This window comes from Pseudomonas sp. 21615526, from assembly GCF_013386245.1.
Classification (GTDB): Bacteria; Pseudomonadota; Gammaproteobacteria; order Pseudomonadales; family Pseudomonadaceae; genus Aquipseudomonas.
The window spans coordinates 375-743 of the sequence record NZ_JACAOM010000218.1 but is presented as its reverse complement, the minus strand read 5'-3'; the positions used below and the strand labels follow the sequence as shown (position 1 = coordinate 743).

The following is a 369-nucleotide window of genomic DNA, read 5'->3' as shown; positions in this document are numbered from 1 at the left end:
CGTCGCGCTCGATCACCCCGTTGCGGCAGATCAGCAGGGTGTGGTGGATCACGTTTTCCAGCTCGCGGATGTTGCCCGGCCAGCTGTAGCTTTTGAGCTTTTGCTCGGCCTCGCGGCTGATGGTGATCGGGCCGTAACCCAGGCGCTGGCTGTAGGCTTCGATGAAATGCCGGGTCAGTGGCAGGATGTCACCGGGCCGATCCCGCAGGGGGCTGAGTTCGAGGCTGACCACGTCTAGGCGGTAGTACAGGTCTTCGCGGAAATGCCCGGCATTGATGGCTTTCTCCAACTGAACGTTGGTGGCCGCCAATACCCGCACGTCGATGGGAATGCTTTTGCGTGAGCCCAGGCGCACCACTTCGCGTTCCT

At 61.8% G+C, this 369-nt stretch carries 1 pseudogene (cut by a window edge); it reads right to left on the bottom strand.

Annotated features, from left to right (window positions below):
- Positions 1-369: pseudogene (locus tag HX786_RS31200) on the bottom strand (sigma 54-interacting transcriptional regulator) (its annotated part continues 179 nt past the right edge of the window); the annotation flags it as partial.